Genomic DNA, 26,371 nt, shown 5'->3' on the forward strand with positions numbered 1-26,371 from the left:
CCTTAACAGAGAGCAAAGGTCTCTGAGCTCGAAAAAGTAACGATGCAGTGACGATATGTCGCACTGCAATCAATCGCGGTGATTTTATGGCTAAACACCGGGCAAGTAAAATTCCGATAGCGAAATTATTCGATGGAATAAGCACATAGTGCACCTTCTTGGGGCTGTAGCCCTTGTGGGGCGGGGATTAGCGGGCATTTAATCAATTCTGTTTTGTTTAACGGGTAACGAAGTTTTCATGCGCTAAATGATAATGAATATTGTTTGCGCAGGGTTTAAGCGAATGTTTCTCGTGTGGCGGGGGAAGTTGCCGTTACTTGCTTGATTGGTGCTTAGTTGCTGGTGGGGATCTTTTAACTGATTTGATTCGGGCAAACACCGCTCTGGATCAATGTTTTGCGCAAAACCTTCAGGTTGCATGCATTCCCACATTTTTAATCTCCTGTGTCTCAGGGCGTTTTTTCCGGGCAAAAAAACGCCCCGAACCAGTCGGGGCGTGATTGTTGTGCGGCAATGCGGTTAGGTCTTCCATGGGGCCGCAATGGCCGTGTACTCGCTACTTAGTGGAACTGCTCTTCTTCGGTCGAACCGGTCAACGCGGTCACAGACGAGGTGCCGCCCTGGATCACGGTGGTCATGTCGTCGAAGTAGCCCGTGCCGACTTCCTGCTGGTGCGCCACAAAGGTGTAACCCTTGGCGGCGTCAGCGAATTCCTGCTCCTGCAGCTTCACGTAGGCGGTCATGTCGTTGCGGGCGTAGTCATGCGCCAGGTTGAACATGCTGTGCCACATGTTGTGAATGCCGGCCAGGGTGATGAACTGGTGCTTGTAACCCATGGCGGACAGTTCGCGCTGGAACTTGGCGATGGTCGCGTCGTCCAGGTTCTTCTTCCAGTTGAAAGAAGGCGAGCAGTTGTAGGACAGCAGCTGGTCCGGGTATTCCTTCTTGATCGCTTCGGCAAAGCGACGCGCTTCGTCCAGGTCCGGCTTGGCGGTTTCGCACCAGATCAGGTCGGCGTACGGCGCGTAGGCCAGGCCGCGAGCGATGGCCTGGTCGAGGCCGGCGCGCACTTTATAGAAGCCTTCCTGGGTACGTTCGCCGGTTACGAATGGCTGGTCGTACGGGTCGCAGTCCGACGTCAGCAAGTCAGCGGCGTTGGCATCGGTACGGGCCAGGATGATGGTCGGGGTGCCAGCAACGTCAGCAGCCAGGCGAGCAGCAGTCAGCTTTTGTACGGCTTCCTGAGTCGGCACCAGTACCTTGCCGCCCATGTGGCCGCATTTCTTCACCGACGCCAGTTGGTCTTCGAAGTGCACGCCGGCAGCGCCAGCCTCGATCATGCTCTTCATCAGCTCGTAGGCGTTGAGTACGCCGCCGAAACCGGCTTCAGCGTCCGCCACGATTGGTGCGAAATAGTCGATGTAGCCTTCGTCGCCCGGGCCTTTACCGGCTTTCCACTGGATCTGGTCGGCGCGGCGGAACGAGTTATTGATGCGCTTGACAACGGTTGGCACGGAGTCCACCGGGTACAGCGATTGGTCGGGGTACATGGATTCAGCGGAGTTGTTGTCCGCTGCCACTTGCCAGCCGGACAGGTAGATCGCCTGGATACCGGCTTTTACCTGCTGGACTGCCTGGCCGCCAGTGAGGGCGCCCATGCAGTTGACGAAATCTTTTTCGGGACGGAAGGACGGCTTGGCACCCTGGGTGACCAGCTTCCACAGCTTCTCGGCGCCGAGTTTTGCAAAGGTGTGCTCAGGTTGAACCGAGCCACGCAGGCGGACGACGTCAGCAGCGGAATAAGCGCGGGTTACGCCTTTCCAGCGTGGGTTTTCAGCCCAATCTTTTTCAAGGGCTGCAATTTGCTGTTCGCGTGTCAGTGCCATGGGAAAAACCTCGTCGCATAGGTCTAGGTGGAAAATTCCATTTGCCAGCCACGTACTCAGTGCGTGGTGATGGCTGCTCGCTGACCAGAAGCTTGGCGGTCAAGCCGGGTTTGGCGGGGAGGGCGACGGGATGAACGACAGGCTCAAGGGGGAGTTGAGCAGGTAAGGGCGAACTGCGAATGGTCTTCGGGCATCGTGGGCCTTTGTACAATCCATCAGTGTGTAGCCGGGTTACCTGGTTAGCTTCCGTCCCTCGGGACAACTTCGTTCCAGTCGCAACCTTGTCAAACACACCTTGTGGGCGGTACAGACACGAATCGGCTCAGGTGGGTAGCTTAGAGCGGCGATCCGAAGGCCCTTGCCAGGGCCCCTGATTAGCGGGAGCGAGGCCATCATGCACAGGCTTTTTTGGATCGTCAAATGTTTTGTAGTGCTTTTTTTGAAGCACTACATCTTTAGTCTAAGACGACTCGTCAGTCAGTTTTTGGTGCTTCAGTTCAAGGTGTCGACCTTGACCCGCAAAGTCAGGTCATCACGGCCTTGAGTAGAGTAATTGCGGGTTGTAGAGGATTTGTCGGCCTGGGTCTCACGGTTGATGCCGGCCAGGGGGATCCACTCGCCCAGCCTGCCGCTGACAGTTGTGTCGGTACTCTGAACGTTCACTACATCGGGACGTTCCTGGCTCATGCGGTCACGGTTGGTGCTGATGGCCAGGTGCACGGTCTCGCCGGTGACGCTGGCGGTGACGTAAAAGCCCTGGGTGACGTTGCGATACTGGGTCTGGTTTTGCGGGCGGCCGTAGGCGTCGGGCTGAGTAGTGGTCAGCGGTACGCTCTGGCCAACCTGGATCAGCGCGGGCACGCCTTCGCTGGCCTGGATCTGCTGGATGCCGCCGTCGCGGCTGGCGGTACCGTAGCTGATGATGCGCGTCTGGTTGTCGCCGCTGTTCTGCTGGTTGTTTTCGTTGGTGTCGACGGTAATCAGCAGGCGCTTGGCGGGTGTGTCCAACTGCGCGAGCAGCGCGCGCAGGTCCTCAATCTTGCCCGGGTCGGCTTTCACAATCAGCTGGTTGCCGTAGGCGCTGACGCTGCCGTCCTTGCCGATGAAGTTCTGCGCCACGGGCAGCAGGTCGGCGCTGGTGCGGTTGCTCAGGTTGACGACCGCGGTGTCGGCGATTGCCGAGGCGCTGACAGTCAGGAGGAGGGCGGTGAGCAGGGTGCGTAGGGACATGTCCGTTATCTCTGCGAGTCATTTAGCGTGATAGTGCCAGTTTGTCGGCCTGGCAGGTCGCAAGTTTAGTCGTGAGCCGGCTTGGTGCAGTGAGCGGCCTCGTTGTGGCGAACGAGCTTGTTGTGGCGAGCGGGCTTGCCCCGCGTTGGGCTGCGCAGCAGCCCCAAAAAAAAACGCCGCATTCTTTCAGAAAGAACGCGGCGTCTGGTTTTAGGGCCGCTGCGCAGCCCAGCGCGGTGCAAGCCCGCTCGGCACAGGGATCAGCCTTCGCGCACCATGTCCACATGCGGAATCCCGACTTCAAGAAACTCATCGCTGACAATCTTGAAACCCAGCCGCTCATAGAACGGCGCCGCATACACCTGCGCACTCAGAAACTGCTTGGTCTGGCCGCGTTGCTCGGCAAGCCCAATCACCGCTTCCATCAGCTTGTCGCCAACCTTCAGGCCGCGCCAGTCCTTGAGCACCGACACGCGCCCGATCTCGCCACTGGGCAGCAGGCGCGCAGTACCAATCGGAAAATCGCCTTCGAACGCCAGAAAATGCACGGCGTCGGCGTCGTCCGCGTCCCACTCAAGCTCAGGTGGAACCGATTGCTCAGCGATAAACACCGCTTCACGAATGCGCCGAATCTCGTCGATATCCTTTCGCCAGTCCGCGACACTTACGTGAATCTTATTCATCGGCAAATCCCAGGCTTCCTTGCTTGACCAATTCGCACAGCAGGTCGCGACCGTCTTCGTCTGCGAGCCACTCGCCGAGGTTTTCGCTGTGCAGGGCGTCGGCCGAGCACACCAGCTTCAACAGCTCGCGCAGTTTGCCTGGCAGGTAACGGCTCTGACCGCTGGCGAACAGCAGTACATCGTCATCGACTTCCGACCACGCCATGCGCGCGCTTGGGTTGCGCACCAGGATCGCGCCGCCTTCCAGGCTGTTGACGAATTCCTCTTCGCCCAATTCTTCGCCCGCCACCAGTTCAGGGTAGCGCGGCTCGGTCATGAACTGGCCAAACCAGGTCAGCAGCATGCGCTCGTCGCTCATGTGCTCGGCCAGCAGGCTCTTCAGGCGGTCCAGCGCGTCACCCTGGATCTGGTGCGGGTCGCTTGCCGGCTGGGCGTCAGCGTCGGTGTAACGCTCTTCGTCCGTCAGGTACTGGCTGAGGAAGTCGGTGAAATGGGTCAGCACTTCAGCGGCGCTTGGCGCGCGAAAGCCTACCGAATAGGTCATGCAGTCATCTTCGGCGATACCGAAGTGTGCCAGGCGCGGCGGCAGGTAGAGCATGTCGCCCGGTTCCAGCACCCATTCTTCGCTTTGTTCGAATTCGGCGAGGATGCGCAGGTCGGCATGCTGCAGCAGCGGGCTTTCGGAGTTGCACATCTGGCCGATTTTCCAGTTGCGCTTGCCTTGGGCTTGCAGCAGGAACACGTCGTAGTTATCGAAGTGCGGGCCAACGCTGCCGCCGGGTGCGGCAAAGCTGATCATCACATCGTCGATGCGCCAGCTTGGCAGGAAGCGAAAGTGCTCCAGCAACTCGGCGACTTCCGGCACGAACTGATCGACGGCCTGCACCAGCAGGGTCCACTCACGCTCGGGCAGGGTGCTGAAGGCGTCTTCGGCGAATGGGCCGCGACGCAGCTCCCACGGACGCTCGCCGTGTTCGATCACCAGGCGCGATTCAACTTCTTCTTCCAGGGCCAAGCCGGCCAGTTCGTCGGCGTCGATCGGGCTTTCGAAATCAGGGATGGCCTGACGGATCAGCAACGGTTTTTTCTGCCAGTAGTCGCGCAGGAATTCGCGTGCCGTGATGCCGCCCAGAAGTTGAAGAGGAATATCAGGATTCATGTGTAACCTATTGAAAGAAAGCACTTTTAAGACAGGAATAAAAACGCCCGGCGCGGCCGGGCGTCTCAAGAGGGCTTGCGCGAATCAGATGCGCTTGGCTTGGGCCGCCGCGTTGCCGATGTAGTTGGCCGGGGTGAGCAGTTTCAGCTCGGCCTTGGCAGCGGCTGGCATATCCAGGCCGTCGATGAAAGTTTGCAGCGCCTCGGGGCTGATGCCCTTGCCGCGCGTCAATTCTTTAAGCTTCTCGTACGGGTTTTCGATGTTGTAGCGGCGCATCACGGTCTGAATCGGCTCGGCCAACACTTCCCAGCACGCGTCCAGGTCAGCGGCGATTTTCTGCTCGTTGAGCTCAAGCTTGCTGATGCCTTTGAGGCTGGCTTCGTACGCGATCACGCTGTGAGCGAAGCCCACGCCGAGGTTGCGCAGCACGGTGGAGTCGGTCAGGTCGCGCTGCCAGCGGGAGATCGGCAACTTGCTGGCCAGGTGCTGGAACAGGGCGTTGGCGATGCCGAGGTTGCCTTCGGAGTTTTCGAAGTCGATCGGGTTGACCTTGTGCGGCATGGTCGAGGAACCGATTTCACCGGCAATGGTGCGCTGCTTGAAGTAGCCCAGGGAGATGTAACCCCAGATATCGCGATCAAAGTCGATCAGGATGGTGTTGAAGCGCGCAATCGCGTCGAACAGCTCGGCGATGTAGTCGTGCGGTTCGATCTGCGTGGTGTACGGGTTGAAGCCCAGGCCCAGCTCGTCTTCGATGAAGGCGCGGGCATTTTCTTCCCAGTCGATTTCCGGGTAAGCGGAGAGGTGGGCGTTGTAGTTGCCCACGGCGCCGTTGATTTTGCCCAGCAGCGGTACGGCGGCGACTTGAGCGATCTGACGCTCCAGGCGGTACACCACGTTGGCCAGTTCTTTGCCCAGCGTGGTCGGCGAAGCCGGTTGGCCGTGGGTGCGCGACAGCATCGGCACGTCGGCGAAACGGATCGCCAGTTCGCGGATGGCGTTGGCGGTCTGGCGCATCAGCGGCAGCATCACGTCATCGCGGCCTTCGCGCAGCATCAGGGCGTGGGACAGGTTGTTGATGTCCTCGCTGGTGCAGGCAAAGTGGATGAACTCGCTGACCTTGGCCAATTCCGGCAGCTTGGCCGCTTGCTCTTTGAGCAGGTATTCGATGGCTTTTACGTCGTGGTTGGTGGTGCGCTCGATCTCTTTGACACGCTCGGCGTGCTCCAGAGCGAAGTTTTCCGCCAGGGCGTTCAGCACCGCGTTGGCTTCGGCGGAGAACGCCGGCACTTCGCTGATGCCAGGGTGAGCGGCCAGGCGCTGGAGCCAGCGCACTTCAACCAGAACACGAGCACGGATCAGGCCGTATTCGCTGAAAATAGGGCGCAGGGCCTGGGTTTTGCCGGCGTAGCGGCCGTCAACAGGGGAAACCGCAGTGAGCGAAGAAAGCTGCATGGGGTGTTCTCGGACAGTCGGGCAACGAAATGGGGCGCGTATCATACATGAAAAAATCCGCCGGTCCGTTGCCAACTGACCGGCGTATTACGCGTGAGGCGATAAAAATCCTGGTTGCTGCGACTTATTCGTTGCGCATCAACGGGTAAAGCTCTTTGAGCAATTTGCGTCGGCTGATCACCAGCTGCCAACGATGACCGCCCAACTGGCGCCACAACCGTGCCGAACGGATACCGGCCAGGAGCAGGGCGCGGATTTTCGAGGCATTGTTGGGTTGCTGCAGGTTGCGCATGTCGCCGTGCACCTGGATGCGTTGGCGCAAGGTGCTCAAGGTGTCCTGGTACAGCGCGCCGCAGGCGGCGATCACGTTTTCGTGGGCCGGGCCGAAGTGCTCGACCTGGGATTGGATCTGCGGCAGGCGCTTGCCGATGGTCTCGAGCATGTCGTCACGCTTGGCCAATTGGCGCTCAAGGCCGAGCATCGACAGGGCGTAGCGCAGGGGTTCGCGCTGCAAGGTGCTCGGATCGCGCTCCAGTGCGCCGATCAGCGCGCGATAGCCTTCGCGCAGCGCCAGGTCGTCGCCGCCATAGACTTCCAGGGTGTCCTTGGGGTCGCGGATCAGCAGGCTGCCGAGCATGCAGGTCAGGCCTGCCTCCGTCACCTGGCCGGTCTTGGCGATCTTGTCGACCAGTACCGCAGCGAGGAAAACCCCACCGAGTGCGGTCAGTTGCTCCTGGGTCGGGCTCATGCCGGGTTGCTCCAGGGTTCGGCGACTTCAATCACACCGCCCCCCAGGCAAATTTCGCCGTCATAAAACACCACGGACTGGCCAGGCGTGACCGCGCGTTGCGGGTCATCGAACGTGGCGCGATAGCCACTGGCGGTTTTCTCCAGGGTGCAAGGCTGGTCGCTCTGGCGATAGCGCACCTTGGCGGTCAGGCGGCGCGGCGTGCTCAGGTCGATCGGGTTGACCCAATAGATCTCCGAGGCCAGCAGTGCGCCCGAGAACAGCAGCGGGTGTTCATTACCCTGGCCAACGATCAGCACATTGTTTTTCAGGTCCTTGACCAGCACGTACCACGGCTCTTCACCTGCGTCTTTCAAACCGCCGATGCCCAGGCCCTGACGCTGGCCGATGGTGTGGTACATCAGGCCGTGGTGGCGACCGATGACATCACCTTCGGTGGTTTTGATTTCACCCGGTTGTGCCGGCAGGTACTGCTTGAGGAAGTCGCTGAAGCGGCGCTCGCCGATAAAGCAGATCCCGGTGGAGTCCTTTTTCTTGGCGGTGGCCAGGCCGTGTTTCTCGGCAATCCTGCGCACTTCGGGTTTTTCCAGCTCGCCCACCGGGAACAGGGTCTTGGCGATCTGTTCGCCGCCGACGGCGTGCAGGAAGTAGCTCTGGTCCTTGTTCGGGTCCAGGCCTTTGAGCAGCTCGGTGCGGCCATCCACGTCGCGACGGCGCACGTAGTGGCCGGTAGCAATCAGGTCCGCGCCAAGGATCATGGCGTAGTCGAGAAACGCCTTGAACTTGATTTCGCGGTTGCACAGGATGTCCGGGTTCGGCGTGCGGCCGGCCTTGTATTCGGCCAGGAAGTGCTCGAACACGTTGTCCCAGTACTCGGCGGCGAAATTGGCGGTGTGCAACTTGATGCCGATCTTGTCGCACACGGCCTGGGCGTCCGCGAGGTCGTCCATGGCGGTGCAATATTCCGTTCCATCGTCTTCTTCCCAGTTCTTCATGAACAGGCCTTCCACCTCATAACCCTGCTCCATGAGCAGAACGGCGGAAACGGAAGAATCCACGCCGCCGGACATACCGACGATGACGCGCTTCTTTTGTGTGTCAGAAGGGGCTGGATCACGCATAGGATTTCAACGGGTGTCTTTAAAAAGGACGCGATTCTAGCAGGCTCGCGTCCGCAAGGCTAAAGAGAAGGGCGGATCAGTTCCAGACTGTGGCGCTGGCCGCTCAAATAATCATCGATGCAACGGATGATCAACTCGCTGCGCCAGTCATCGCGCAGGGCCATCAGCTCGTCGCGGGTCAGCCAGCGGGCGCGGACGATGCCGTCGTCCAGTTGATAGTCCGGGTGGTGTTTCAGCGCCTTGGCGGTGAAGCAGACCCGCTGGTAGGTCACGCCATTGCTGGGCGCGGTGTACAGGTAGATCCCGACAATGCCGGTGGCCTCGACGTCCCAGCCGGTTTCTTCAAGGGTTTCGCGCACGGCGGCTTCGGTCAGGGTTTCGTTCGGGTCCAGGTGGCCGGCGGGCTGGTTGAGCACGGCGCGGCCGCCCTTGAGTTCCTCGACCATCAGGAAGCGGCCGTTGTCTTCGACGAGGGTGGCGACGGTGATGTGGGGTTGCCAGGTCATGGGAGGCCTCGATTCAAGATATGACGCGGTGTTTGGGCACAATTGCGGTCAGTGTGGGAGGGTGCTTGCCCCCGATGACGGTGTGTCAATTACCAATAGCTCGACTGATCCATCGCTATCGGGGGCAAGCCCCTTCCCACATTTGATCCGGTTTCTTGCGTTGAACGGCACAAACAGAAACCCCGGCACGGGGCCGGGGCTTCTTTGCATCCTTACAACCTTACTTCAACTTGGCAATCGCCGCGTTGAGGGTGTTGCTTGGGCGCATGGCTTTGCTGGTCAGCTCCGGGTTCGGCGCGTAGTAGCCGCCGATGTCCACTGGCTTGCCCTGCACGGCGTTCAGCTCGGCAACGATGGTCGCCTCGTTGTCGCTCAGGGTTTTGGCCAGTTCGCCGAACTGCGCTTGCAGTGCAGTGTCTTCGGTCTGGGCGGCCAGGGCTTGAGCCCAGTACAGCGCCAGGTAGAAGTGGCTTCCGCGGTTGTCGATGTTGCCGACTTTGCGCGATGGCGACTTGTTGTTGTCCAGGAACTGGCCAGTGGCCTGGTCCAGGGTCTTGGACAGCACCAGGGCTTTCGGGTTGTTGTAAGTGACACCCAAATGCTCAAGGGATGCTGCCAGGGCCAGGAACTCGCCCAGGGAATCCCAGCGCAGGAAGTTCTCTTCGACCAGCTGCTGCACGTGTTTCGGAGCCGAACCGCCGGCGCCGGTTTCGAACAGGCCACCGCCGTTCATCAGCGGCACGATCGACAGCATCTTGGCGCTGGTGCCCAGTTCCATGATCGGGAACAGGTCGGTCAGGTAGTCGCGCAGTACGTTGCCGGTCACCGAGATGGTGTCCAGGCCTTTGCGGGTGCGCTCCAGGGTGAACTTCATCGCGTCGACCGGCGACATGATGCGGATGTCCAGGCCGTCGGTGTTGTGGTCTTTCAGGTAGGCCTGAACTTTCTCGACCACGACGCCGTCGTGCGCGCGCTGTGGGTCCAGCCAGAAAATGGCCGGAGTGTTGCTGGCGCGGGCACGGTTGACGGCCAGTTTGACCCAGTCCTGAATCGGCGCGTCTTTGGTCTGGCACATGCGGAAGATGTCGCCGGCTTCAACAGCCTGTTCCATCAGCAGGTTGCCCTTGCTGTCGGTGACGCGGACAACGCCGTCAGCCTTGATCTGGAAGGTCTTGTCGTGAGAGCCGTACTCTTCGGCTTTCTTCGCCATCAGGCCAACGTTTGGCACGCTGCCCATGGTGGTTGGGTCGAAAGCGCCATTGGCCTTGCAGTCTTCGATGACGGCTTGGTAGATGGTGGCGTAGCAGCGATCCGGGATCACCGCCTTGGTGTCGTGCAGCTGGCCGTCGGTGCCCCACATCTTGCCGGAGTCACGGATCATGGCCGGCATCGAGGCGTCGACGATCACGTCGCTCGGCACGTGCAGGTTGGTGATGCCTTTGTCGGAGTTGACCATCGCAAGCGATGGGCGAGCGGCGTAGACCGCCTGAATGTCGGCTTCGATCTGCGCTTGCTGCTCGGCCGGCAAGGCCTTGATGCGAGCGTACAGGTCGCCGATGCCGTTGTTCAGGTTGAAGCCGATCTGCTCCAGCACGGCAGCGTGCTTGGTCAGGGCGTCTTTATAGAACTCGGCAACGATCTGGCCGAACATGATCGGGTCGGAGACCTTCATCATGGTGGCTTTAAGGTGAACCGACAGCAGCACGCCTTGTTTCTTGGCGTCTTCGATTTCGGCGGCGATGAACGCGCGCAGGGCTTTTTTGCTCAGCACGGCGGTGTCGATGATTTCGCCAGCTTGTACCGAAGTCTTTTCTTTCAGCACGGTAGCGGTGCCGTCTTTGGCAACCAGCTCGATCTTCACTGCGTCAGCGGCTTCGATCTGTACGGCTTTTTCGCTGCCGTAGAAGTCGCCGTTGCTCATGTGAGCGACGTGCGACTTGGAGTCGGCAGCCCAGGCGCCCATTTTGTGCGGGTGCTTGCGTGCGTAGTTCTTGACCGACAGCGGTGCGCGGCGGTCAGAGTTGCCTTCGCGCAGTACCGGGTTCACGGCGCTGCCCTTGACCTTGTCGTAACGTGCACGGGTTTCTTTTTCCGCGTCGGTGGTTACGGTTTCCGGGTAGTCCGGCAGGGCGTAGCCCTGGGCCTGCAGCTCCTTGATCGCCGCTTGCAGCTGCGGGGTCGAGGCGCTGATGTTAGGCAGCTTGATGATGTTGGCTTCAGGCGTAACGGCCAGGTCGCCCAGTTCGGCGAGGTGGTCCGGGATAGCCTTGGTGCCCAGTTGCTCGGGGAAGCTTGCGAGGATGCGCGCGGCGAGGGAAATGTCGCGGGTTTCCACAGCAATATCAGCGGAAGCGGTGAAGGCCTCTACGATAGGCAGCAATGAATAGGTGGCGAGGGCTGGGGCTTCGTCGGTGAAGGTGTAGATGATCTTCGAGCGGGTGGGCATATTCGGATTAACTCTCTTCTTTGCTGAAAGCGTGCGCAGAAACTCGAGATGCGCCGGGTGGAGCGCGTTCGTTCAAAGTCATCCATGAGCGAAATGTCGAGGTTTCTTCGCGGTGATGTTGGGTTGCATCAGTCGAGCGTCAAGCGGGTGGACTATTGTAATAGTCCTGCTTTCTGGCTGAAGGCTACTGTCTAGAGCGGTCAGCTGTCGTGACTCTTGGGTCAGCGGCGGCATTATACATACGTCGCTATGCTTACGCCGAGCCTTCATACAAAAGGTGCGTCGTCCATTGGTCTAAAGGTCGCAGGTTGCCAGGTACGACTAACGTCGCACGATGTGCTCAAGATTGGCGATTTTGCCTTTGCTTTCAGGCTTGTAGGCGACCAAATATGCTGTTTTCGATGCAAATGAGCGTGGCGTGAGGTTTCAGTCGCCATATATCTGGAGTAGGCTCGAACGCAGCCAGATGTTCAATCCATAGATGGAGTTCAGCATGGGATACAAGAAGATTCAGGTTCCGGCAGTCGGCGACAAAATCACCGTCAATGCAGACCATTCTCTCAATGTTCCTGACCAACCGATCATCCCTTATATAGAAGGCGACGGTATTGGCGTCGACATCAGCCCGGTGATGATCAAGGTGGTCGACGCCGCTGTTGAAAAGGCTTACGGCGGCAAGCGCAAGATCTCCTGGATGGAGGTTTACGCGGGCGAGAAAGCGACTCAAGTCTACGATCAGGACACCTGGCTGCCCCAGGAAACCCTGGATGCGGTTAAGGATTACGTGGTCTCCATCAAGGGGCCCCTGACCACGCCGGTCGGCGGTGGCATTCGTTCGTTGAACGTGGCCCTGCGTCAACAACTCGACCTTTATGTGTGCCTGCGCCCGGTGCGCTGGTTTGAAGGTGTGCCCAGCCCGGTCAAAAAGCCTGGCGATGTCGACATGACGATCTTTCGTGAGAACTCCGAGGATATTTACGCCGGCATCGAGTGGAAGGCCGGCTCGCCGGAAGCGATCAAGGTGATCAAGTTTCTCAAGGAAGAAATGGGCGTCACCAAGATCCGCTTCGACCAGGACTGCGGGATTGGCGTCAAGCCGGTCTCCAAAGAGGGCACCAAACGTCTGGCGCGTAAGGCCCTGCAATATGTGGTGGATAACGACCGTGATTCGCTGACCATTGTGCACAAAGGCAACATCATGAAGTTCACCGAGGGCGCCTTCAAGGAGTGGGCCTACGAAGTGGCGGCTGAGGAATTTGGTGCGACGCTGCTCGACGGTGGGCCGTGGATGCAGTTCAAAAATCCTAAAACCGGCAAGAACGTGGTGGTCAAGGACGCCATTGCCGATGCCATGCTTCAGCAAATTCTGCTGCGTCCGGCCGAATATGACGTGATCGCGACCCTCAACCTGAACGGTGACTACCTTTCCGACGCCCTGGCGGCGGAGGTGGGAGGGATTGGTATTGCGCCGGGGGCCAACCTGTCCGATACCGTGGCGATGTTCGAAGCCACCCATGGCACGGCGCCCAAGTATGCGGGCAAGGATCAGGTCAACCCGGGCTCATTGATCCTGTCGGCGGAAATGATGCTGCGCCATATGGGCTGGACCGAAGCCGCCGACTTGATCATCAAGGGCACCAATGGCGCGATTTCGGCCAAGACCGTGACCTATGACTTCGAGCGCTTGATGGACGGCGCCAAGCTGGTGTCGTCATCGGGCTTTGGTGATGCGTTGATTTCGCATATGTAAATCGCGGGCCATAAAAAACCGGCCATTCTGAAGTCTCGGAATGGCCGGTTTTTTTGTGGGGCACTTACTGAAAAAACTGATCAGGCCGTTTGCTTCTTCTTTGATTGAGTGGGCTGATCTGTCTTGAGCTTCTTTTCGTGCATTTCTTCAGGTGGCTGCGCCTCTGTTTGCGCCTCGGCCGCCGAGATTGCAACCGCGTGCAGTCCCTTGGGCCCCTGAATGGTTTCAAATGTCACTGCTTGGCCCGCTTTCAGCGTCTTGTACCCGTCCATGGTAATCGCTGAATAATGCGCAAAGAGATCTTCTTCGGGTTTTCCTTCTGCATTTATGAAACCGTAGCCTTTGGCATTGTTAAACCATTTGACCTTGCCATTGATCTTGACGCCAGACATACCATATCCCTCTGCACCAGACTCCATCACTGGAGTATCATCCAGTTTATCCGTCCTAACCCGAATAAATAAGGTTGACTGCGCGGACCTTTTTTACCCACTGTGGGCTCTATTGGTTGTAACACTGATTCGCCGATAGTCAAGGCGACCATTGGGTCAGAGTTGAAATTCTGACAGGTCGCCCCCATCACTGTACTTGAACCACTGACGAACCTTTCTTTCCATGCATGCAAACAGCCAGATTCGACTAACATTCAATCAGGATCGCCCGGATCAGGAACATGACGACGACGGTTCTGCGGGCATTGCTGTTCAGGAAGCGAAGCCTGCCTTACAGGCGCCGCCGATGTACAAGGTGGTTTTGTTCAATGATGACTACACACCGATGGATTTCGTGGTCGAAGTGCTCGAGGTGTTTTTTAACCTGAACCGCGAGTTGGCGACCAAGGTAATGCTGGCCGTTCACACAGAAGGACGGGCAGTATGTGGAGTGTTTACCCGCGACATCGCCGAGACAAAGGCCATGCAGGTCAACCAGTACGCCAGGGAAAGCCAGCATCCGCTACTCTGTGAAATCGAGAAGGACGGTTAACGCCGACCACTTGGGTATGAGGTGAAGCTATGTTAAACCGCGAGCTCGAAGTCACCCTCAATCTTGCCTTCAAGGAGGCCCGTTCGAAGCGTCATGAATTCATGACCGTCGAGCACCTGCTGCTGGCACTTTTGGATAACGAAGCTGCCGCCACCGTGCTACGTGCGTGCGGCGCCAACCTCGACAAACTCAAGCATGACCTGCAGGAGTTTATCGACTCCACTACGCCACTGATCCCCGTGCATGACGAGGACCGCGAAACCCAGCCAACCCTGGGCTTCCAGCGGGTCTTGCAGCGTGCGGTATTCCACGTCCAGAGCTCCGGCAAGCGTGAAGTCACAGGCGCCAATGTGCTTGTGGCTATCTTCAGCGAACAGGAAAGCCAGGCAGTGTTTCTGCTCAAGCAGCAGAGCGTTGCGCGTATTGATGTCGTCAACTACATCGCCCACGGTATCTCCAAGGTGCCAGGGCACGGCGATCATTCCGAGGGTGAGCAGGATATGCAGGACGACGAGGGCGGTGAGTCTTCTTCTTCAAGCAACCCGCTGGATGCCTATGCCAGCAACCTCAACGAGTTGGCGCGCCAGGGGCGGATCGACCCGCTGGTGGGCCGCGAGCTTGAAGTTGAGCGTGTAGCGCAGATCCTCGCGCGTCGTCGCAAAAACAACCCATTGCTGGTGGGCGAGGCGGGCGTGGGTAAAACCGCGATTGCTGAAGGCCTGGCCAAACGTATTGTCGATAATCAGGTGCCTGACCTGCTGGCCAACAGTGTCGTCTACTCCCTTGACCTGGGCGCATTGCTCGCCGGGACCAAGTACCGTGGCGACTTCGAGAAGCGCTTCAAGGCGCTGCTCGGTGAGCTGAAAAAGCGCCCGCAGGCGATCCTGTTTATCGATGAGATCCACACCATCATTGGTGCCGGTGCGGCTTCCGGTGGGGTGATGGACGCCTCCAACCTGCTCAAGCCGTTGCTGTCGTCGGGTGATATCCGCTGCATCGGTTCGACCACCTTCCAGGAATTTCGCGGGATCTTCGAGAAAGACCGCGCCTTGGCGCGTCGCTTCCAGAAAGTCGACGTGTCCGAGCCTTCGGTTGAAGACACCATCGGCATCCTGCGTGGGCTCAAGGGGCGTTTCGAAGCGCACCATGGCATCGAGTACACCGATGAGGCGTTGCGCGCAGCGGCCGAGCTGGCGTCACGCTACATCAATGACCGGCATATGCCGGACAAGGCTATCGACGTCATCGATGAGGCGGGTGCCTACCAGCGCCTGCAACCCGTCGAGAAGCGCGTGAAGCGCATCGACGTGCCTCAGGTCGAGGACATCGTGGCGAAGATCGCGCGGATTCCGCCAAAACACGTCACCAGTTCCGACAAGGAACTGCTGCGTAACCTGGAGCGTGACCTCAAGCTCACCGTGTTCGGCCAGGATGCGGCCATCGACTCGCTGTCCACCGCGATCAAGCTGTCGCGCGCGGGCCTCAAGTCGCCGGACAAGCCGGTCGGTTCGTTCCTGTTCGCAGGCCCTACCGGCGTCGGCAAGACCGAGGCAGCGCGGCAGTTGGCCAAGGCCATGGGCATTGAGCTGGTGCGCTTTGACATGTCCGAATATATGGAGCGCCACACGGTGTCGCGCCTGATCGGTGCGCCTCCGGGCTACGTCGGTTTCGACCAGGGCGGTCTGTTGACCGAGGCGATCACCAAGCAGCCGCATTGCGTGTTGCTGCTCGATGAAATCGAGAAGGCCCACCCGGAAGTCTTCAACCTGCTGCTGCAGGTCATGGACCACGGGACCCTGACCGATAACAACGGGCGCAAGGCGGACTTCCGCAACGTGATCGTGATCATGACCACCAACGCCGGTGCTGAAACCGCCGCGCGGGCTTCGATTGGCTTCACGCATCAGGATCACTCCTCTGATGCAATGGAAGTGATCAAGAAAAGCTTCACGCCGGAGTTCCGCAACCGCCTGGACACCATTATCCAGTTTGGTCGCCTCAGCCATGAGGTCATCAAAAGCGTGGTGGACAAGTTCCTTACCGAGCTTCAAGCGCAGTTGGAAGACAAGCGCGTGCAGCTGGACGTAACGGACGCGGCGCGCAATTGGTTGGCGGAGGGTGGTTACGACGCGGCAATGGGCGCTCGCCCAATGGCACGTCTGATCCAGGACAAGATCAAGCGGCCACTGGCCGAAGAGATCCTGTTCGGCGAGCTCTCCGACCATGGTGGCGTGGTGCATATCGATCTGAAGGACGGCGAGCTGACCTTCGATTTCGAAACCACGGCTGAAATGGCCTGACATCGCTGACCGCAACAAAGCAAAAAGGCGCCCAAGGGCGCCTTTTTGCTGTCTGTCTCAAACACTGAAGATCAACTGTGGGGCTGGCTTGCCTGCGATTGGATGGATCAGTCAGCGACGCGCTTACTGTCATACCGCTATCGCCAGGCAAGCAACTCCCTTATTAATCGCGCGCACACAAAAACGCCCGGCAGAACCGGGCGTTTTGTATTGACTTGATTAACGAGCGCGGTAAGTGATGCGCCCTTTGCTCAAGTCATAGGGCGTCAGCTCGACGCGCACCTTGTCACCGGTAAGAATACGAATGTAGTTCTTGCGCATCTTGCCGGAGATATGCGCGGTTACGACGTGCCCATTTTCCAACTCCACACGAAACATGGTGTTGGGCAGGGTGTCGACGACAGTGCCTTCCATTTCGAAGCTGTCTTCTTTCGACATGCAGTAAAGCCCTCGGTATCCAGTGAATGGCCCGGTGCAACTGCGCCAGGCAAAAGCGGCGTGCATTGTGCCCGAAAAAGGGTGTTTAAGCCAAGGGGTTCTAGTTAAGCGTGACCCATCTTTGATTAATAAGTAGCTCAATCGGCCGATATTGGGTCTTGTAGTTCATCTTTTTGCAGTTTTTTATCCAGTAACCGAGGTACACCGCCTCCAGTTCCAGGCGCAAGGCTTCGCCGATTTGCCACAGAATTGCAAAGCGTCCCAGGCTGCGACGTTCTTCGCTTGGCTCGTAGAACGTGTACACCGCCGACAGGCCGTTGGGCAGCAGATCGGTCACGGCCACCGCCAGCAGGCGTCCGTCCAGGCGAAACTCATAGAAACGAGAAAACGGCAGGTCGCGCACCAGGAACGTCGAAAACTGATCGCGACTGGGTGGGAACATATCGCCGTCGGCATGGCGTTGTTCGATGTAGCGCTGGTAGAGATCGAAATATTCTTCGCTGTACTGAGGCTTGGTGGCGGTCACCGTCAGGTCGGCATTGCGCTTGAGGATGCGTTTCTGGTTACGGTCCGGCAAAAACTGCGCAGCCGGGATGCGTGCCGGCACGCAAGCATTGCAGTTCTGGCAATGGGGGCGGTACAGGTGATCGCCGCTGCGCCGAAAACCCATCTCTGACAGGTCGGCGTATACGTGCACGTCCATTGGCTGGCTGGGGTCGAGGAACAGCGTGGTGGCCTGCTCGTCGGGCAGATAGCTGCAAGAGTGGGCTTGAGTGGCATAAAACTTCAAGCGCGCCAGCTCGGTCATGATCAACCCTCGGGATAAGCTTTGAAATAAGTGTAAGCCAGGTGCGAGAAAGTCGCCTAGGAAACCCACGGTCCAGAGCTGGGTTGGTCCAAATGGTTGCGCAGAAAGGCCGCGAAATCACTGCGCGGTATGGCGCGCGCGCCAAGGCTGTGCAGGTGATCATTGGGCATCTGGCAGTCGATCAGCACAAAACCCCAGGCCTGCAACTGCCGGGTCAAGGTAGCGAAACCGAATTTCGACGCGTTGTCGGCACGGCTGAACATGGATTCGCCAAAGAACAGTTGGCCCATCGCCAGCCCATACAGGCCGCCAACCAGTTCGCCGTTATCCCACACTTCCACCGAGTGCGCGTAGCCGCGCTGGTGCAGCGCCAGGTAGGCGCTCTGGATGCCCTCGGTGATCCAGGTGCCATCGGCGTAGCTGCGCGGTGCGGCGCACGCCTGGATGACGGCAGCGAAGTCCTGGTCGAACGTCACGCTATAACGCTGCTGGCGCAGCAGTTTGCCGAGGCTGCGCGAGACATGCAGTTCGTCGGGGAATATCACGGTGCGCGGGTCGGGTGACCACCAAAGAATCGGCTGGCCTTGCGAGAACCATGGAAAGCAGCCATGGCGGTAAGCCTCGATCAGGCGTTCGGCCGACAGGTCGCCGCCGGCGGCAAGCAGGCCATTGGGTTCGCGCATGGCCTTGGCCAGCGGCGGAAAAGTCAGGGAGTCGCGTTGCAACCAGGTCAGCATGGCATCCAGGCTTACGGAAGGGGAGGGGAGTGGCAGACGGGTCGCCTGCCGCGGCAGGGGTGATTATTGTCGACACAGCGCTGTGGGGCCAGCCCGAATCGGGGATCGACGAGGATTAGCGTGAGCGCGTGTTTCTGCAACTCTGTGCCCGAGGCGCGGTCGTAATCGGGTCCAGGCAATGCAGGCCATTTGCCAAGCTTGCCTGGATTGCTAAAAACAGCTCATAAGCCTTTGTCAGCAAAGACAATGCATGCTCAAATTGAACATGCTGTGACACTTCATTTGTCTATGCTGCTCAGTGATCGGCAAGGGCGTGGCATCGCGGGCGCAAACCCGTACAATGCGGCCATTGTGGCGTTATCGCCATTTCACCCTTTCATCACCCAGTGTTAAAAGTAGATTCAGCGACGTTCGTTCATTTTTCAGCCGCTCGGATTGAGCGGTAGTGTGCAGTCATTCAACAGATGGACGCGCTAAAGGCGCAGGAAAAGACCCGTTTTGAAGAAATCCGCCGCAACACCTAAAGCAGCAGTCGTGCCGGCCTGGCGCCAGCATCTGCACTACCGACTCAAGGAAGGGGCGCTGATCGCCATCGGCGCCCTGTGCCTGTTCCTGATGATGGCCTTGCTGACCTATGGCAAGGACGATCCGGGCTGGAGCCACAACAGCAAGATCGAAGACGTGCAGAACTTCGGTGGACCTGCCGGTTCCTACAGCGCCGACATTCTGTTCATGGTGCTGGGTTACTTCGCGTACATCTTCCCGCTGTTGCTGGCGATCAAGACCTGGCAGATCTTCCGCCAGCGCCACGAGCCGTGGCAGTGGAGCGGCTGGCTATTCTCCTGGCGCTTGATCGGCCTGGTGTTTCTGGTGCTGTCCGGTGCGGCCCTGGCGCACATCCACTTTCATGCGCCTACCGGTTTGCCGGCGGGCGCGGGTGGTGCGCTGGGCGAGAGCCTTGGCGACCTGGCGCGCAAGAGCCTGAATATCCAGGGCAGCACCTTGATGTTTATCGCGCTGTTCCTGTTCGGCCTGACGGTGTTCACCGACTTGTCGTGGTTCAAGGTGATGGACGTCACCGGCAAGATCACCCTCGACCTGCTCGAATTGTTCCAGGGGGCGGCCAACCGCTGGTGGTCGGCGCGTGTTGATCGCAAGCGCATGGTGGCGCAGCTGCGTGAGGTGGATACCCGCGTCAATGAGGTCGTGGCCCCGACCACGCCGGACCGACGCGAGCAGGCCAAGGTCAAGGAGCGCCTGATCGAGCGCGAGCAGGCCCTGAGCAAGCACATGTCGGACCGCGAGAAGCAGGTGCCGCCGGTGATTGCCCCGGCGCCGCCGAAAGCTCCCGAGCCGAGCCATCGCGTACAGAAAGAGAAGCAGGCCCCGTTGTTTATCGACAGCGCCGTGGAAGGCACCTTGCCGCCGATCTCGATTCTCGACCCGGCCGAAAAGAAACAACTCAATTATTCCCCGGAGTCCCTGGCGGCCGTCGGCCATCTGCTGGAAATCAAACTCAAGGAATTCGGCGTCGAAGTTTCCGTCGACTCGATCCACCCGGGCCCGGTTATTACCCGTTACGAAATCCAGCCCGCCGCCGGCGTCAAGGTCAGCCGCATTTCCAACCTGGCCAAAGACCTGGCCCGCTCCCTGGCTGTGACCAGCGTGCGGGTGGTGGAAGTGATCCCCGGCAAGACCACCGTGGGCATCGAGATTCCCAATGAAGACCGGCAGATCGTGCGCTTCTCCGAAGTGCTGTCGACGCCGGAATACGACAACTTCAAATCGCCGGTCACCCTGGCCCTGGGCCATGACATCGGCGGCAAGCCGGTAATTACCGACCTGGCAAAAATGCCGCACTTGCTGGTTGCCGGTACCACCGGTTCCGGTAAGTCGGTAGGCGTGAACGCGATGATCCTGTCGATCCTGTTCAAGTCCGGCCCGGATGACGCCAAGCTGATCATGATCGACCCGAAGATGTTGGAACTGTCGATCTACGAAGGCATTCCGCACCTGCTCTGCCCGGTGGTCACCGACATGAAGGACGCCGCCAACGCCTTGCGTTGGAGCGTGGCCGAGATGGAACGCCGCTACAAGCTGATGGCGAAGATGGGCGTACGAAACCTGTCCGGCTTCAACGCCAAGGTCAAGGAAGCCCAGGACGCCGGCACGCCACTGACCGACCCGTTGTACAAGCGCGAAAATATCCACGACGAAGCGCCGCTGCTGACCAAGCTGCCGACCATCGTGGTTGTGGTCGACGAATTTGCCGACATGATGATGATCGTCGGCAAGAAGGTTGAAGAGCTGATCGCACGTATCGCCCAGAAAGCCCGGGCTGCCGGCATTCACCTGATCCTGGCGACCCAGCGGCCATCGGTGGACGTGATCACGGGTCTGATCAAGGCCAACATCCCGACGCGCATGGCGTTCCAGGTTTCCAGCAAGATCGACTCGCGCACCATCATCGACCAGGGCGGCGCCGAGCAACTGTTAGGTCACGGTGACATGCTCTACATGCCGCCCGGCACCAGCCTGCCGATCCGGGTTCACGGCGCGTTCGTTTCCGATGACGAGGTACACCGCGTGGTGGAAGCCTGGAAACTGCGCGGCGCGCCGGAATACAACGACGACATCCTCGCCGGTGTCGAAGAGGCCGGCAGCGGCTTCGACGGTGGCAGCAGCGGTGGTGACGACGACGCCGAAACCGACGCGCTGTACGACGAGGCCGTGGCGTTCGTGCTTGAAAGCCGCCGTGCCTCGATCTCTGCGGTACAGCGCAAACTGAAAATCGGCTACAACCGCGCCGCCCGCATGATCGAAGCCATGGAAAACGCTGGCGTGGTGACCGCAATGAACACCAACGGCTCGCGCGAAGTCATCGCCCCCGGGCAGATGCGCGACTGATCTCGTGCCGCGTGGCAGCACGCGGCTCGCCTTAACGACTCAATGAGGACTCCCATGCGTCTTATCCGCATGCTGTTGTTGCCGGCCCTGGCCCTGACTGCTGTTTCGGCCCACGCTGATCCGGCCTCCGTGGCCAGCCTGACCAACCTGTTGGACAAATCCAAGACCCTGACGGCGCGCTTTTCCCAGTTGACCCTGGATGGCGGCGGCACCCAGTTGCAGGAAACCGCCGGTGAAATGGCCGTGCAGCGCCCGGGCCTGTTTTACTGGAAAACCGACGCGCCGAACGAGCAGACCATCGTCTCCGACGGCCAGAAAGTTACCTTGTGGGACCCGGACCTGGAGCAGGCGACCATCAAAAAGCTCGACCCGCGCCTGAACCAGACGCCGGCGCTGCTGCTGTCGGGCGATGTGTCGAAAATCAGCGACAGTTTCGATATCACCTCCAAGCAAACCAGCAACGTGATTGAGTTCACCCTCAAGCCTAAGTCCAAGGACACGTTGTTCGACAGCCTGCAGCTGTCGTTTGGCAATGGCGTGATCAACAACATGCGCCTGATCGACAGCGTTGGTCAGCGTACCGATATCCTGTTCTCCGCGGTCAAGGCCAACGGCGTTGTCGATGCCTCCAAGTTCAAGTTCGTCATCCCCAAGGGTGCCGACGTGATCCAGGAATAAACTGTTTAGAGGTTTCAAGCGCTGCCCATGGATTTGTTTCGAAGTGACCCGATTGCTCAACCCTTGGCCGCGCGTTTGCGTTCGACCAACCTGGACGAGTACGTCGGGCAAGAACACCTGCTCGCTCGCGGCAAGCCATTGCGCGAAGCCCTGGAGCAGGGTGCGCTGCACTCGATGATTTTCTGGGGGCCGCCAGGCGTGGGTAAAACCACCCTGGCGCGCTTGCTGGCGAAGGTCTCGGATGCGCACTTCGAAACGGTTTCGGCGGTGTTGGCGGGGGTCAAGGAGATCCGCCAGGCGGTTGAGGTGGCCAAGCAGCAGGCCGGGCAGTATGGCAAGCGCACCATCCTGTTCGTTGATGAGGTGCACCGCTTCAACAAGTCGCAGCAGGATGCGTTTTTGCCGTATGTCGAAGATGGCACGCTGATTTTTATCGGCGCCACCACCGAAAACCCGTCGTTTGAACTCAACAACGCGCTGCTGTCGCGGGCGCGGGTCTATGTGCTCAAGAGCCTGGACGAAGCGGCGATGCGCAAGCTGCTGCAGCGTGCATTGAGCGAAGACAAGGGCCTGGGCAAGCGCCAGCTCAGCCTCAGCGACGAAGGCTTCAAGATTTTGATGAGCGCCGCCGATGGCGACGGTCGCCGCTTTCTCAACTTGCTGGAAAACGCGTCGGATCTGGCCGAAGACCACAGCGAGATCGGCGTCGACCTCCTGCAAAGCCTGCTGGGCGATACCCGCCGGCGCTTCGACAAGGGCGGCGAAGCTTTCTACGACCAGATCTCGGCGCTGCACAAATCCGTACGCGGCTCCAACCCTGACGGCGCGCTGTACTGGTTTGCACGGATGATCGACGGCGGCTGCGACCCGTTGTACCTGGCGCGCCGTGTGGTGCGCATGGCCAGCGAAGACATCGGCAATGCCGACCCGCGCGCGCTGAGCCTGTGCCTCGCCGCCTGGGAAGTACAGGAACGCCTCGGCAGCCCGGAAGGCGAGTTGGCGGTGGCGCAGGCCATCACTTACTTGGCGTGCGCACCCAAAAGCAACGCCGTGTACATGGGCTTCAAGTCGGCCCTGCGCGCCGCGGCCGAACACGGCTCGCTGGAAGTGCCGTTGCACCTGCGCAACGCCCCGACCAAGCTGATGAAACAATTGGGCTACGGCGACGAATACCGCTATGCCCATGACGAGCCGGACGCCTATGCCGCCGGTGAAGATTATTTTCCCGATGAGCTTGAGCCGCAGCCGTTCTACCAGCCGGTGCCCCGTGGGCTGGAGCTGAAGATTGGTGAAAAGCTCAATCACCTCGCCCAACTCGATCGCCTCAGCCCCAAACAGCGGAGAAAGTAGTGCTCAAGACCATTCTTGCCGTGTCCGTAGCCGGCATCGCTGGTACATTATTGCGTTTCGCCACCGGTACGTGGGTGAGCGCCAATTGGCCCAAGCATTTCTATGCGGCGACCCTGGCGGTCAACCTGGTGGGTTGCTTGATCATCGGGCTGTTGTACGGTTGGTTCCTGTTGCGCCCGGAAGTGCCGATTGAGATTCGCGCCGGCTTGATTGTCGGCTTTGTAGGCGGTCTGACGACCTTTTCATCCTTTTCACTGGATACGCTGCGCCTGCTGGAAAGCGGGCAAGCCCTGGTCGCCTTCGGCTACTTGGGCATCAGCGTGTTCGGCGGGCTGCTCGCCACCTGGGCTGGCCTGTCCTTGACCAAACTTTGATAACGAGAGACCGACATGCTCGATTCCAAACTGTTACGTAGCAACCTTCAGGACGTAGCGGACCGCCTGGCATCCCGTGGCTTTGCCTTGGATGTTGCGCGCATCGAAGCGCTGGAAGAACAGCGCAAGACCGTCCAGACCCGCACCGAAGCACTGCAGGCTGAGCGCAATGCACGTTCCAAATCCATCGGTCAGGCCAAGCAGCGCGGTGAAGACATTGCGCCGCTGATGGCCGACGTCGAGCGTATGGGCACTGAGCTGTCCGACGGCAAAGTCGAGCTGGAAGGCATTCAGAGCGAGCTGGACTCGATCCTGCTGGGCATCCCCAACCTGCCGCACGAATCGGTGCCGATTGGCGAAGACGAAGACGGCAACGTCGAGGTGCGCCGCTGGGGCACGCCCAAGGCCTTTGATTTCGAGATCAAGGACCACGTTGCACTCGGCGAGCTGACCGGTGGCCTGGATTTTGAAACCGCCGCCAAAATGTCCGGTGCACGCTTTGCCTTGCTGCGCGGCCCGATCGCGCGCATGCACCGCGCCCTGGCGCAGTTCATGATCAACCTGCACACCGCCGAGCACGGCTACGAAGAAGCCTACACCCCGTACCTGGTGCAGGCACCGGCGCTGATGGGCACCAGCCAGCTGCCGAAATTCGAAGAAGACCTGTTCAAGATCAGCCGCGACGGCGAAGCCGACCTGTACCTGATCCCGACGGCCGAAGTGTCGCTGACCAACATCGTCGCCGGCGAGATCCTCGACGCCAAGCAGCTGCCGATCAAGTTCGTGGCTCACAGCCCGTGCTTTCGCAGTGAAGCCGGTGCTTCGGGGCGCGATACCCGCGGCATGATCCGCCAGCACCAGTTCGACAAAGTCGAGATGGTGCAAGTGGTCGAGCCGTCGACCTCGATGGAAGCCCTGGAAGGCCTGACCGCCAACGCCGAGCGCGTGCTGCAACTGCTGGAGCTGCCGTACCGCGTCCTGGCGCTGTGCACTGGCGACATGGGTTTCAGTGCCGTGAAGACCTACGACCTCGAAGTGTGGGTGCCGAGCCAGGACAAATACCGTGAGATTTCGTCGTGCTCCAACTGCGGTGACTTCCAGGCCCGTCGCATGCAGGCGCGTTTCCGCAACCCGGAAACCGGCAAGCCGGAGCTGGTGCACACCCTCAACGGTTCGGGTCTGGCCGTCGGCCGTACGCTCGTAGCCGTGTTGGAAAACTACCAGCAGGCTGACGGTTCGATTCGTGTACCTGAAGTGCTCAAGCCTTACATGGCGGGCGTTGAGGTCATCGGCTAAATGGAATTTCTGCCGCTGTTTCATAACCTGCGCGGCAGTCGTGTGTTGGTCGTCGGTGGCGGGGAGATTGCCTTGCGCAAATCCCGGCTGCTGGCCGACGCCGGTGCGTTGTTGCGGGTGGTTGCTCCCCAGATCGAAGACCAGTTGCGTGAACTGGTACTGGGCAGTGGCGGGGAACTGATTTTGCGCGGTTATCAGGAGCCCGACCTCGACGGTTGCACCCTGATCATCGCCGCGACCGACGACGAGCCGCTGAACGCGCAAGTGTCCAGTGATGCCAAGCGTCGCTGCGTGCCGGTCAACGTGGTGGACGCGCCAGCCTTGTGCAGCGTGATCTTCCCGGCGATTGTCGACCGTTCGCCCTTGGTGATTGCAGTGTCCAGTGGCGGCGATGCGCCGGTGCTGGCACGCCTGATCCGCGCCAAGCTGGAAACCTGGATTCCGTCCACCTATGGCCAATTGGCCGGGTTGGCGGCGCGTTTTCGTGCCCAGGTCAAAGGTTTGTATCCGGATGTGCAGCAGCGTCGCGCGTTCTGGGAAGAAGTTTTCCAGGGACCGATTGCCGACCGCCAGTTGGCCGGGCAGGGCGATGAAGCCGAGCGCCTGCTGATCGAAAAGGTCAACGGGAAACCGCCGCATGCGCCGGGCGAAGTTTACCTGGTGGGCGCAGGCCCGGGTGATCCGGACCTGCTGACCTTCCGCGCCTTGCGCCTGATGCAGCAAGCCGACGTGGTGCTGTACGACCGCTTGGTGGCGCCGGCCATTCTCGAGCTGTGCCGTCGCGATGCCGAACGGGTTTACGTCGGCAAGCGTCGCGCCGACCACGCCGTGCCGCAGGACCAGATCAACCAGCAATTGGTGGACTTGGCCAAGCAAGGCAAGCGTGTGCTGCGTCTCAAGGGTGGCGATCCGTTCATCTTTGGCCGTGGTGGCGAAGAGATCGAGGAGTTGGCGGCCCACGGCATTCCGTTTCAGGTGGTGCCGGGTATCACGGCAGCCAGTGGTTGCGCGGCGTATGCGGGGATTCCGCTGACCCATCGCGACTATGCGCAGTCGGTGCGGTTTATCACCGGGCATTTGAAAAACGGCACCTCGGACCTGCCTTGGCATGATCTCGTTGGCCCCTCGCAGACCTTGGTGTTTTACATGGGCTTGATCGGCTTGCCGATCATCTGCGAACAGCTGATCAAGCATGGTCGCTCGGCGGATACGCCGGCGGCGTTGATTCAGCAGGGCACCACCTCCAACCAGCGTGTCTTCACCGGCACCCTGGCGGATTTGCCGCGCATGGTGGCGGAGCATGAAGTGCATGCGCCAACACTGGTGATCGTCGGTGAAGTGGTGGTGTTGCGCGAAAAGCTGAAGTGGTTCGAAGGCGCACAATCCCAGGTCTGACACCGCCCTTGAGTGCGTGATTTCGTTGTGGCGAGCGGGCTTGCCCCGCGTTGGGCTGCGCAGCAGCCCTAAAGCCAGACACCGCGGTTTGCTTGGCAGAACGCGGTGTTTTTACGGGGG

Annotated in this window: 22 protein-coding genes; 9 read left to right on the forward strand and 13 right to left on the reverse strand. The window is 59.8% G+C overall.

All coding sequences use genetic code 11. From position 1 onward, the window contains the following. Positions 1 to 560: 560 nt before the first annotated feature. The 9 genes from aceA to FPT15_RS22280 form a co-directional block, all read right to left on the reverse strand. Positions 561 to 1,886 carry an isocitrate lyase gene (aceA, locus tag FPT15_RS22240; protein ID WP_003219577.1) on the reverse strand — a complete coding sequence of 442 codons (1,326 nt, stop codon included), beginning with the start codon at positions 1,884 to 1,886 and terminating at the stop codon, positions 561 to 563. A gap of 492 nt (positions 1,887 to 2,378) precedes the next feature. Next, positions 2,379 to 3,116 (reverse strand): secretin N-terminal domain-containing protein, encoded by a 738-nt coding sequence (locus FPT15_RS22245; protein ID WP_145164684.1) that lies wholly within the window; start codon positions 3,114 to 3,116, stop codon positions 2,379 to 2,381. 260 nt (positions 3,117 to 3,376) lie between these two features. Next, a complete protein-coding gene (locus FPT15_RS22250; protein ID WP_145164686.1) occupies positions 3,377 to 3,799 on the reverse strand; it encodes a GNAT family N-acetyltransferase in 423 nt (140 codons plus the stop codon). Continuing rightward, on the reverse strand, positions 3,792 to 4,958 hold the full coding sequence (locus FPT15_RS22255) for a cupin domain-containing protein (protein ID WP_145164688.1): 1,167 nt from the start codon (positions 4,956 to 4,958) through the stop codon (positions 3,792 to 3,794). Before FPT15_RS22255 ends, FPT15_RS22250 begins: the two co-directional genes overlap by 8 nt. Before the next feature lie 84 nt (positions 4,959 to 5,042). Beyond that, entirely contained in the window at positions 5,043 to 6,413 is a 1,371-nt protein-coding gene (gene purB / locus FPT15_RS22260) for an adenylosuccinate lyase (RefSeq protein WP_124417850.1), read from the reverse strand. A 124-nt stretch (positions 6,414 to 6,537) separates the two neighbouring features. After that, entirely contained in the window at positions 6,538 to 7,161 is a 624-nt protein-coding gene (gene hflD / locus FPT15_RS22265) for a high frequency lysogenization protein HflD (protein ID WP_046068637.1), read from the reverse strand. Next, positions 7,158 to 8,282 (reverse strand): tRNA 2-thiouridine(34) synthase MnmA, encoded by a 1,125-nt coding sequence (gene mnmA, locus FPT15_RS22270; RefSeq protein WP_145164690.1) that lies wholly within the window; start codon positions 8,280 to 8,282, stop codon positions 7,158 to 7,160. The genes hflD and mnmA overlap by 4 nt, the downstream gene beginning before the upstream one ends. Before the next feature lie 59 nt (positions 8,283 to 8,341). Further along, positions 8,342 to 8,788, reverse strand: a complete 447-nt coding sequence (locus FPT15_RS22275; RefSeq protein WP_124417848.1) for an NUDIX hydrolase — start codon at positions 8,786 to 8,788, stop codon at positions 8,342 to 8,344. A 220-nt stretch (positions 8,789 to 9,008) separates the two neighbouring features. Next, positions 9,009 to 11,234: an NADP-dependent isocitrate dehydrogenase gene (locus FPT15_RS22280; protein ID WP_106579864.1), complete on the reverse strand. Its 2,226-nt coding sequence runs from the start codon at positions 11,232 to 11,234 to the stop codon at positions 9,009 to 9,011. 493 nt (positions 11,235 to 11,727) lie between these two features. Here FPT15_RS22280 and icd point away from each other — a divergent pair, with 493 nt between their 5' ends. After that, positions 11,728 to 12,984 (forward strand): NADP-dependent isocitrate dehydrogenase, encoded by a 1,257-nt coding sequence (icd, locus tag FPT15_RS22285; RefSeq protein WP_122729012.1) that lies wholly within the window; start codon positions 11,728 to 11,730, stop codon positions 12,982 to 12,984. Between the two features lie 80 nt (positions 12,985 to 13,064). On the opposite strand, the gene cspD is transcribed toward icd, so the two are convergent. Then, positions 13,065 to 13,376, reverse strand: a complete 312-nt coding sequence (cspD, locus tag FPT15_RS22290) for a cold shock domain-containing protein CspD (protein ID WP_145164692.1) — start codon at positions 13,374 to 13,376, stop codon at positions 13,065 to 13,067. A gap of 223 nt (positions 13,377 to 13,599) precedes the next feature. Here cspD and clpS point away from each other — a divergent pair, with 223 nt between their 5' ends. Both clpS and clpA read left to right on the forward strand, forming a co-directional pair. After that, entirely contained in the window at positions 13,600 to 13,968 is a 369-nt protein-coding gene (gene clpS, locus FPT15_RS22295; RefSeq protein ID WP_005789091.1) for an ATP-dependent Clp protease adapter ClpS, read from the forward strand. 29 nt (positions 13,969 to 13,997) lie between these two features. Continuing rightward, on the forward strand, positions 13,998 to 16,268 hold the full coding sequence (gene clpA / locus FPT15_RS22300) for an ATP-dependent Clp protease ATP-binding subunit ClpA (RefSeq protein ID WP_106579861.1): 2,271 nt from the start codon (positions 13,998 to 14,000) through the stop codon (positions 16,266 to 16,268). 219 nt (positions 16,269 to 16,487) lie between these two features. On the opposite strand, the gene infA is transcribed toward clpA, so the two are convergent. From infA to aat, 3 genes are all read right to left on the reverse strand, one after another. Further along, a complete protein-coding gene (gene infA / locus FPT15_RS22305) occupies positions 16,488 to 16,706 on the reverse strand; it encodes a translation initiation factor IF-1 (RefSeq protein ID WP_002553999.1) in 219 nt (72 codons plus the stop codon). A gap of 100 nt (positions 16,707 to 16,806) precedes the next feature. Beyond that, a complete protein-coding gene (locus tag FPT15_RS22310; RefSeq protein ID WP_145164694.1) occupies positions 16,807 to 17,514 on the reverse strand; it encodes an arginyltransferase in 708 nt (235 codons plus the stop codon). A gap of 56 nt (positions 17,515 to 17,570) precedes the next feature. Next, positions 17,571 to 18,251, reverse strand: a complete 681-nt coding sequence (gene aat / locus FPT15_RS22315) for a leucyl/phenylalanyl-tRNA--protein transferase (RefSeq protein ID WP_145164711.1) — start codon at positions 18,249 to 18,251, stop codon at positions 17,571 to 17,573. Positions 18,252 to 18,749: 498 nt separating this feature from the next. Here aat and FPT15_RS22320 point away from each other — a divergent pair, with 498 nt between their 5' ends. From FPT15_RS22320 to cysG, 6 genes are read left to right on the forward strand one after another with little or no spacing between them, the layout of a single operon-like run. After that, on the forward strand, positions 18,750 to 21,158 hold the full coding sequence (locus FPT15_RS22320; RefSeq protein ID WP_145164713.1) for a DNA translocase FtsK: 2,409 nt from the start codon (positions 18,750 to 18,752) through the stop codon (positions 21,156 to 21,158). A gap of 54 nt (positions 21,159 to 21,212) precedes the next feature. Beyond that, a complete protein-coding gene (gene lolA, locus FPT15_RS22325; protein WP_106579857.1) occupies positions 21,213 to 21,836 on the forward strand; it encodes an outer membrane lipoprotein chaperone LolA in 624 nt (207 codons plus the stop codon). Positions 21,837 to 21,863: 27 nt separating this feature from the next. After that, the gene (locus FPT15_RS22330) at positions 21,864 to 23,186 is read left to right on the forward strand and encodes a replication-associated recombination protein A (protein ID WP_106579856.1); all 1,323 of its coding nucleotides are present in this window, start codon (positions 21,864 to 21,866) and stop codon (positions 23,184 to 23,186) included. Continuing rightward, a complete protein-coding gene (crcB, locus tag FPT15_RS22335) occupies positions 23,186 to 23,560 on the forward strand; it encodes a fluoride efflux transporter CrcB (RefSeq protein WP_034098661.1) in 375 nt (124 codons plus the stop codon). The genes FPT15_RS22330 and crcB overlap by 1 nt, the downstream gene beginning before the upstream one ends. 15 nt (positions 23,561 to 23,575) lie before the next feature. Beyond that, on the forward strand, positions 23,576 to 24,856 hold the full coding sequence (serS, locus tag FPT15_RS22340; RefSeq protein WP_145164715.1) for a serine--tRNA ligase: 1,281 nt from the start codon (positions 23,576 to 23,578) through the stop codon (positions 24,854 to 24,856). Continuing rightward, positions 24,857 to 26,251, forward strand: coding sequence for a siroheme synthase CysG (cysG, locus tag FPT15_RS22345; RefSeq protein ID WP_119736257.1), 1,395 nt, complete (start codon positions 24,857 to 24,859; stop codon positions 26,249 to 26,251). It abuts the gene before it with no gap. The last annotated feature ends 120 nt before the right edge of the window (positions 26,252 to 26,371 follow it).

Origin of the sequence: Pseudomonas sp. RGB, assembly GCF_007713445.1 — a bacterium.
Lineage (GTDB): Bacteria > Pseudomonadota > Gammaproteobacteria > Pseudomonadales > Pseudomonadaceae > Aquipseudomonas.